Source organism: Mesorhizobium sp. M2A.F.Ca.ET.037.01.1.1 (genome assembly GCF_003998075.1).
Classification (GTDB): Bacteria; Pseudomonadota; Alphaproteobacteria; order Rhizobiales; family Rhizobiaceae; genus Mesorhizobium.
This window is the reverse complement of record NZ_RZSA01000186.1, coordinates 1-8,498: the sequence shown is the minus strand read 5'-3', so window position 1 is coordinate 8,498 and position 8,498 is coordinate 1. Positions and strand designations below refer to the sequence as shown.

Annotated in this window: 9 protein-coding genes; 2 read left to right on the top strand and 7 right to left on the bottom strand. The window is 63.8% G+C overall.

What is annotated here, in order from left to right; all coding sequences use genetic code 11:
- A partial coding sequence (locus tag EOA27_RS41510) for a hypothetical protein (protein ID WP_210214146.1) occupies positions 1–234 on the top strand: 234 nt, incomplete at its 5' end.
- Between the two features lie 35 nt (positions 235–269).
- On the opposite strand, the gene EOA27_RS11930 is transcribed toward EOA27_RS41510, so the two are convergent.
- The 7 genes from EOA27_RS11930 to EOA27_RS11900 all read right to left on the bottom strand — a co-directional run bounded on the left by EOA27_RS11930 (position 270) and on the right by EOA27_RS11900 (position 7,491).
- Positions 270–1,622 carry an FGGY-family carbohydrate kinase gene (locus EOA27_RS11930; protein ID WP_126079324.1) on the bottom strand — a complete coding sequence of 451 codons (1,353 nt, stop codon included), beginning with the start codon at positions 1,620–1,622 and terminating at the stop codon, positions 270–272.
- The gene (gene rhaM / locus EOA27_RS11925) at positions 1,619–1,933 is read right to left on the bottom strand and encodes an L-rhamnose mutarotase (RefSeq protein WP_189343260.1); all 315 of its coding nucleotides are present in this window, start codon (positions 1,931–1,933) and stop codon (positions 1,619–1,621) included. The genes EOA27_RS11930 and rhaM overlap by 4 nt, the downstream gene beginning before the upstream one ends.
- Positions 1,933–2,934, bottom strand: a complete 1,002-nt coding sequence (locus EOA27_RS11920) for an ABC transporter permease (protein ID WP_126079322.1) — start codon at positions 2,932–2,934, stop codon at positions 1,933–1,935. The genes rhaM and EOA27_RS11920 overlap by 1 nt, the downstream gene beginning before the upstream one ends.
- Positions 2,931–3,908 carry an ABC transporter permease gene (locus EOA27_RS11915; RefSeq protein WP_126079321.1) on the bottom strand — a complete coding sequence of 326 codons (978 nt, stop codon included), beginning with the start codon at positions 3,906–3,908 and terminating at the stop codon, positions 2,931–2,933. Before EOA27_RS11915 ends, EOA27_RS11920 begins: the two co-directional genes overlap by 4 nt.
- Positions 3,905–5,446, bottom strand: a complete 1,542-nt coding sequence (locus EOA27_RS11910; RefSeq protein WP_126079320.1) for a sugar ABC transporter ATP-binding protein — start codon at positions 5,444–5,446, stop codon at positions 3,905–3,907. Before EOA27_RS11910 ends, EOA27_RS11915 begins: the two co-directional genes overlap by 4 nt.
- 184 nt (positions 5,447–5,630) lie before the next feature.
- Positions 5,631–6,626 (bottom strand): rhamnose ABC transporter substrate-binding protein, encoded by a 996-nt coding sequence (rhaS, locus tag EOA27_RS11905; protein WP_042637283.1) that lies wholly within the window; start codon positions 6,624–6,626, stop codon positions 5,631–5,633.
- 55 nt (positions 6,627–6,681) lie between these two features.
- Entirely contained in the window at positions 6,682–7,491 is an 810-nt protein-coding gene (locus tag EOA27_RS11900; RefSeq protein WP_126079319.1) for a DeoR/GlpR family DNA-binding transcription regulator, read from the bottom strand.
- 187 nt (positions 7,492–7,678) lie between these two features.
- On the opposite strand from EOA27_RS11900, the gene EOA27_RS11895 reads away from it, so the two are divergent.
- Positions 7,679–8,498 (top strand): class II aldolase/adducin family protein (locus EOA27_RS11895; RefSeq protein WP_189562009.1); only part of this gene is annotated, 820 nt, incomplete at its 3' end.

Genomic DNA, 8,498 nt, shown 5'->3' with positions numbered 1-8,498 from the left:
CATGAAACTGGTTCGCCGCAGCGCCGCGCCAAGCCGACCGCTTGGCGCTGCGGCGACCGCATCATAGGGAGAGAAAACTGTTACCTATGTATCCGGTTCAAAGTGTTACCCATCTATCCGCTGGACAGCCGCGCCGCCGGCGCCCATTCTGTGCGTCGAAAATTGGCGAAGGCCGGGACAACAGCGTCTTTCTCCCCGTCACTATACGGGGAGAAATGCCCGGCAGGGCAATGAGGGGCAGCACCGGACTCTCAGAAAAAGGGCTACGTCTAGACGGCCAGCCGCCACGCCTCTGCGTAGTCGCCCCAGACCGGTTCCGCTTGTGGTTCCGTTTGTTCGCCCTTGCTTGCTGTGTCAATGCCATCCGACGCCAACAGCGCGGCGCCGATGCTGGTCCCGGTCGAGGTCTCCGACGCGACGACGGATCGGCCCGTCGCCGCCGCCAGCATTTTGATGAAAAGCGGGTTGCGCGCGAATGGTCCCTCGACGGTTGTCGGCCCATCGCCGCCGATCAATTCCAGGCAGGTCGCGCTCATCAGCGCGAGATAGAACGAGATGGCGGCGAAGCGTTGCCCGGGGCTCAAGCCCCCGGCATTGACCCACTGCGCGGCGCGATGCGGAAAGGGTCCGGAACCCTGCTGCGTCGAAGGCAGAAGCTGAACCTGGCGCGCCAGCACGGCGGCGACATCGTCATCGCTCCACTCCTGCGGCTGGCCCTCGGTCAGCAGCGAAAACTCGCGTCCCCCCATGAACCGCGCAGACGGCACCGGATCGCCCAGCGCGTTGACATTGACCAGCGTGTCGCGCGCCGCATCGAGCTCGACCTTCCGGCCGCCCACGGCCATCGACACCACCCATGTGCCGGTCGAGACGACGGAGAAGGGCGGCGCGTCGGACAGCAGGTGCGGCAGCAGCGAGGCGTTGGAATCGTGCAGTCCGCAGAAAACCGGGGTCTGTGGGGCGAGCCCCGTCCGTTGCGCAATCGTTGGCAGGATCGGGCCAAGCCGGTCCTTGGCCTGCCGCACCGGCGCCATCAACCGGCGCCAGCCCATCCTGTCGACCAGCGAGGAATAGTCGGATGTCCAGGGATTCCACAGATCGGTGTGGCAGCCGAGCGACGTCACCTCATTGGCGGCGACGCCGGTCAACCGCAGCGCCCAGTATTGCGGATACATCAGCATTGCGGCGGCTCGTGCGAATTCCGGCGGGAAGCGCTTCTGCTGCCAGAAGAACTGCGCGCCGAGATTGAGGCCGATCGGCAGCCGCGGCGTGCCGGTCTCGGCGAAGGGCGGACGAACAGCATCGTAGTCGGCCGCAAGCTGGTCGGGGCCGTCGAACTCGTAGTCGAGAACCGGCAGCGCCAGTTCGCCGGCGGCGCCGACCAGCGCGCCGGTCGCGCCATGCGTGGTGATCGAGATCGCATCGATGCGCCGTTCGCGGTTGAGATCGGCTAGGCTGTTCAGGATGAACGTCCACAGCGCCTCGACATCGTGATGCGGGTAGGGCGCCTGCCGCACCGGCGCGTTGGCGATACGGCGCAGCGCGATCTCGCTCAATGTCGCGAGATCGACCAGCGCCACCTTGGCGTTGGTCTTGCCGATATCGATGACGGCGACGATCATGCCATATGGAACATTGTTTCGAGCGGCACCGCCACCGGCTCGTTATCGGGCTTGGTCTCCATGAGGTCGGCCATACGCGCCCACCAGCGCTGCATCACCGGGTGCTTCGGCAGGTCGGCCATGCCATGGTCATCGCGGCGCCACAGCACCCCGAACAGGATATTAGTCTCCTCGTCGAGATGGATCGAATAATCGGAGACGGCGGCCTCTCTCAGAAGTGCAACCAGCTCAGGCCAGATCTCATCATGGCGGCGCTTGTACTCGGCCTTCATGCCGGGATTGAGCTTCATCTTGAAGGCGTATTTCTCCATCAGGCGAAGCGTCCTTCACGCAGCCGCCGCCAGACGATCGGCAATGCAATGACGATGATCAGCAACAAGCCGATGAAGATCGACATGACGATGCCCGGCACGTTGAGCAAACCAAGCCCAAACGTCACCAGCCCCATGATGAAGGCGGCCAGCACGACGCCAAGGATGCTGCCGGCGCCGCCGAGGATCGACACACCCCCAAGCACCACCATGGTGATCGCTTCGAGCTCATAACCCTGCGCGATCGACGGTCGCGTCGATCCGAGCCGCGAGGTGATCAGCACCGAAGCGATGCCCGACATCAGCCCGGTCAGGCAGAACAGGATGAATTTTATACGGTCGACCCGCACGCCGGAAAACTGGCAGGCGACCGGATTGTTGCCAATGGCGAAGACGCGGCGGCCGAAGCTCGTGCGGTGCAGCACGAACCAGTAGATCAGCGCCGCGACGAGGAACAGCGCCAGCTCGAACGAGAAGACCCACCAGGCATAGCCCTGGCCGAAGAACGCAAAACTTTCCGGATAGCCTTTGTAGGCCTGGTCGCCGAGGATGATGAAGGCGATGCCGCGAAACAGGCTCATCGTGCCGATGGTGACGACGATGGACGGCAGGCCGAGCCGCGTGACGAGCAGCCCGTTGAAGGCGCCGCAGGCGAGGCCGACGGCAATGCCGATCGCCACCAGCACCGGCGTGCCGGCGCCGGCCTGCACCGCCATGCCCATCATGGTCGAGGCCAAAGCCACGATCGCGGCGACCGACAGATCGATCTCGCCGGAGATGATCAGCAGCGCCATCGCAAGCGCGATCAGCCCCTTTTCCGTAAAGTTGAAGGTCAGGTCCGACAGCGACCACGGGTCGAGGAAATAGGGCGAAGCAAAACTGTTCACCGCGAAAATGGCGACCGCGATGACGACCAGCAGCGCCTCCCAGGAGAAGATCGCCGAGGAAAGCGGCTTGTCGAGCCGGTCGGGGATGTGGCGCGGGGCAGGGGTGTCGGTCATGCCGCTTCCGCCTTTCTCAGGATGATGCGGCCCTGCCGGCGCTCGCCGCGCGCGTTGAGCACCACGGCCAGGATGATGGCGCTGCCCGAGATCGCCATCTGCCAGAAGGGCGAGATGTTGATGACCGGCAGCGCGTTGGAGATGATGCCGAGGAACAGCGCGCCCAGCACTGCGCCGCCGACCGAGCCGATGCCGCCGGCGATCGAGATGCCGCCGATGACGCAGGCGGCGATGATGTTGAGCTCATAGCCGTTGGCGACCTCGACCGAAGCGATCACATAGCGCGAGATCCAGAGGTAGCCAGCAAGCCCGCCGATCATGCCGGAAATGCAAAAGACGATGAATTTGGTGCGGCCGACATCGATGCCGGCATAGACCGAGGCGGTGGGGTTGACGCCGATGGCGTAGATCGAGCGGCCGATCGCGGTCCGCGTCATCACCAGGAAGAACAGCGCGATCACGATGATGGCGATCCAGGACAGCACTGGAAGGCCGAGGAAGGCGGCGCGCTGGAAATTGATGAAGTCGGGGCTCATCTGGTCGGCATTGACCCAGGCGCCGCCGGAGACGACGAAGGTGGCGCCACGATAGATGGTGAGGGTGCCGAGCGTCACCACGATCGAGGGAACGTTCAGCCGCCACACCAGGAAACCGTTGATCGCGCCAAGCACCAGCCCGACGGCGAGCGCGATGACGATCAGCACCGGGATCGGGATCGCCGGATGCGCGGCGTTGAGCATCGCCACTACCATGCCGGTGAAACAGAGATTGGACGCCATCGAGAGGTCGATCGAGCGCGTCAGGATCACCACCATCTGTCCCAGCGCCAGGATCATCAGGATCGATGTGTCGTTGAACACCTGGCGCAGATTGGCCGGATCGGCGAAGCCGGGGAAGCGCGTCGAGATCAGTCCGATCAGCACGACGATGCCGGCGAGCAGCCAGATTTCTCGGTATTTGAGGAAGCTCTTCATGCCGCGATTCCCGCTGCGGTTCGAACCAGCGTCTCGGCGTCGAGGCCCTTGTTGTCATAGGTCGCGGCGATGCGGCCCTCTCGCATGACGACGACACGGTCCGACATGCCGAGGATTTCCGGCAGCTCCGACGACACCATGATCACCGAAAGCCCCTGCGCGACCAGCTCGGCCATGAAGCCATGCACGGCGGCCTTGGAGCCGATGTCGATGCCTTTGGTCGGCTCGTCGAGGATGATGACCTTGGGCGCTGTGGCCAGCCATTTGGCGATGACCACCTTCTGCTGGTTGCCGCCGGAAAGCGTGCCGACATCCTGGCTGAGCGATGAGGCGCGCAGGTCCAGCCGCTCGGTGTAGGAACGGGCGAGCGAGAACTCTTCCGCCAGCCTCAGCACGCCGGATTTCGAGGTGCGCGCCAGCGAGGGCAGGGATACGTTCTGGAATATCGGCAGGCCGATGACAACGCCCTGCTTGCCGCGCTCTTCCGGCACATAGACGATGCCGGCCCCGATCGAATCCGCGGCCGATTTCGGCGCGATCGATGTACCGTCCAACGAGATAGTGCCTCGGCTGGTGCGGGTGATGCCGGCGATCGCCTGCATGACCTCGCTGCGCCCGGCGCCGACGAGCCCGTAGAAGCCGAGGATCTCGCCCTTGCGCAGCTCGAAGCCGATGTTGTCGAACTCGGTCGGATGCGACAGGCCCGAAACCGACAGCACCGGCGCGCCGATCTTCGGCTCGCGCTGCGGGAAGATATGGTCGACGTTGCGGCCGACCATCATGCGCACGATCTCGTTCTGGCCGGTGTCCTTGAGCAGCCCTTCGCCGACCATCTCGCCGTCGCGGAAGACGGTGTAGCGGTCGGCGATGCGGTAGATCTCGTCGAACTTGTGGCTGATGAAGAGCACCGCCTTGCCGTCGCTCTTCAGGAATTCGATCAAAAGGAAAAGCTCCTCGATCTCCTTCATCGAAAGCGCCGCGGTCGGCTCGTCCATGATGACGATGCGCGCATCGATCGACATCGCGCGCGCCACCGCAACCAGGTGCTTGTTGGCGATGCCGAGGTCCTTCAGGCGCGCGTCGGCGTCGATATGGCCGGCGCGCATCGTCTCCAGCACCTCGCGGGCATTGCTGCGCATCGTGGGCCAGTCGATGGTGCCGAAGCGGGTGCGCGGCGCGTGGCCGAGGAAGATGTTTTCGGCCACCGAAAGGTCGTCGAACAGCACGGTTTCCTGGTGGATGGCGGTGATGCCGTGGCCGAATGCTGCGTGCGCGCTGGGCAGCGTGGTGGCCTGGCCGTCGATGCCGATCTCGCCGGAATCGGGCTGGTAAATGCCGGTCATGATCTTGACCAGCGTCGACTTGCCGGCGCCGTTCTCGCCGATCAGCGCCGTCACCTGCCCCGGGTAGAGCGACAGGCTGACATTGTGCAGGGCGCGGACGCCCGGGAAGCTTTTCGAGATGCCCGCGAGCGTCAAGCGGGGGGCCGAGGTTGCGAGCCGCTCGTCTGCTTTGCCGTGATGGGCCGTCGTATCCATAGTCGTATCAAGCCCAGTGAATCGCTTGCGTGTCGCCTCCCCCTCACCCGACCCCCGCTTCGCTCGGCCGACCTCTCCCCGAGGGGAGAGGAGGTTTGCGAGCTTGGCTCCAGGCTCTTCTCCCCGCCGGGGAGAAGGTGGCCGCGAAGCGGCCGGATGAGGGGGCAGCGCCGTCGGTCCAGGATCAGTAGATCTTGGAGAACTTCTCGATGTTGGTCTTGTCGAATTGGAAGGGCGGAGCCATCGCGGCCGAGTTGGTGTCGTCGAGCGTCACCTTGCCGACGCGGCCGATCGACAGCGTGGCGCCGGGCTTGGCCTCTTCCTTCTTCACCGCCAGGTCGTGCGCGAGGTAGATCGCCGAGTAGCCGAGGTCGATCGGGTTCCACAGCGCGACCGCTTGCGATGCGCCGTTGTCGATGAATTTCTTGAACTCGGACGGCAGTGCCAGCCCGGTGACATTGACCTTGCCGATCAGGTTCTCGTCGGTGACGACCTGCGCGGCGGCGACGACGCCGACGGTGGTCGGCGCGATGATCGCCTTGAGGTTCGGATAGGACTTCAAGAGGCCCTTGGCTTCGTCGGTGCTCTTGGCCGAGTCGTCGTCGCCGTAGACGGTGGCGACCAGCTTGATCTTCGGGAACTTCTCGGGCAGCACCTTCTTGGCCGCCTCGATCCAGGCATTCTGGTTGGTCGCCGTCGAGGAGGCCGAGAGGATCGCGACGTCGCCGCCTTCCGGCAAATAGTCGGCGGCGAGCTTGATGATGGTCTCTCCGATCAGGCCGGTGTCGGACGGGTTGAGGTGGAGCTGGCGGCCTTCCTTGGCGACGCCCGAGTCCCAGGAGATGACGGTGATGCCGCGATCCATCGCCTTCTTCAGCACCGGCACCAGCGCGTCGGCGTCATTGGCCGAAACGGCGATGGCATTGACCTTCTGCGCGATCAGCGAGTTGATCACCTCGATCTGCGCTTCGGCGGTGGCTTTGGTCGGGCCGGTGTAGATGACGTCGACATCGCCCAATTCCTTGGCCGCTTCCTCGGCGCCCTTGTTGGCGGCGTCGAAGAAGCCGTTGCCGAGCGACTTCACCACCAGCGCGATCTTGACGTTCTCGGCATAGGCGGCATTCACGAACATGGCGGCGGAAAAGGCCGCCGTGACCAGCAGTTTCTTCAAAAAGCTCATCGAATATCCTCCCTTGAGCGTTGCATTCCATCGCCGCTGCGGGCGTGAGTTTCCCTCAGGCCTGCAGTGAAGATTCTTCCCTGTCGCTTGGCTGTCTGCGGGCGACGATCAGCGCCACGCCCGCCGTTTCCAGCATCTTGGCCTCCCGGTCCTCGATGCCGTCGTCGGTGATCACGGTTGCGATGCGCGATAGCCCGCACAGGATCAGGCTGGAGCGCATGCGGAATTTGGTGGAATCAACCAGCACCACCAATTCGTCGGCTTGGTCGATCAGCTTCTGCTCGGCCTGGATCAGCAGCGGATCGCCCTCCATCAGCCCGAGCGGCCCCAGGCCCTGCGCGCCCATGAACATGCGCCGCGCATAGAAATTGCGCGTCACGTCATTGTCGAAGGGCGACAGGATGATGTTCTGCTCGCGGTAGATCGTGCCGCCCGACAGCATCACCGTGTTTTTGGAATGCTTGAGCAGGTGCTCGGCGATCGGGAACGAGTTGGTGAAGATCGGCATGCGGCGTCCGGTCAGTAAATGCACCATCTGGAAGGTGGTGGTGCCGCCATTGATGATGATCGGCTCGCCGTCGGCGCACAGATTCACCGCTTCCCGCGCGATCGCCCGCTTCTGCGCGGCGTTCAGCGTTTCGTTGACGGAGAAGGGCCGGCCGGCAAGGCCGATGAATTGCGGCGGCGAGATCGCCTCGGCGCCGCCGCGCACCCGGCGCAGGCGCTTTTGCACATGCAGCGCCGCGATGTCGCGCCGGATCGTCGCCTCGGAGGAGTCCGTCAGCTCGACCATCTCCTGCACCGTCACCACAGGCTTTTCCTGGACGGCGGACAGAATGATCCTGTGGCGCTCTTTTTCGTGCATGGTTCCTCCCTGCCCAAACATCAGGCCTCAGAAAACGCGCAGTGTCAATCATTTCCGATCATATATTTTCATTGTGCAGTGCAATATGATCGATATTGATCGTTTGTGATTGACAAGCGGGGCGCTTGCGTAGACATTCCCGAGCAAGAAATGAGGAGCGCGACATGCGCTCCAAGGGAGGATACCTATGCTCGACAAGCGCTCCGGCTCGCGCCTCGCCAATCTGTGGGACGATGCAAAAGCCGAAGGGATGAGCGGTCCCGAGCTCCTGGTCTATCGCTCGAACACGCTGGGATCCGACAAGCGCGTCACCAATTATGGCGGCGGCAACACCTCGTCCAAGGTCTGGCAGAAGGACCCGCTGACCGGCGAGGATGTCGAGGTCCTGTGGGTGAAGGGCTCCGGCGGCGACAGCGCCTCGATCAAGCTGGACGGTTTCGCCACCCTCTACATGGACAAGCTGCGCGCCATCAAGGGGCTCTATCGCGGCGTCGAGCACCAGGATGAGATGGTGGGCTATCTGCCCCACTGCACCTTCAACCTCAATCCGCGCGCGGCCTCGATTGACACGCCGCTGCACGCCTATGTGCCGAAGGCTTGCGTCGACCACATGCATCCCGACGCCATCATCGCGGTCGCGGCGGCCAACGATTCCAAGGCGATCACCAAGGAGATCTTCGGCGACGCCATCGGCTGGCTGCCCTGGAAGCGGCCGGGCTTCGAGCTTGGCCTGTGGCTGGAGAAATTCTGCCTCGAAAATCCTGAGGCCAAGGGCGTTGTGCTTGAAAGCCACGGCCTGTTCACCTGGGGCTGCACGCCCAAGGAATGCTACGAGACCACGATCTCGGTGATCAACCAGGCAATCGAGTGGTTCGAGCGCCGGTCGGAACGCGTGGCTATTTTTGGTGGCGAGGCGGTGCAATCGCTCGACGCGCCGGCGCGCCGTGCCATTGCCGCCAAGCTGATGCCGAGGATCCGCGGCCTGATTTCCGAAAAGAGCCATAAGC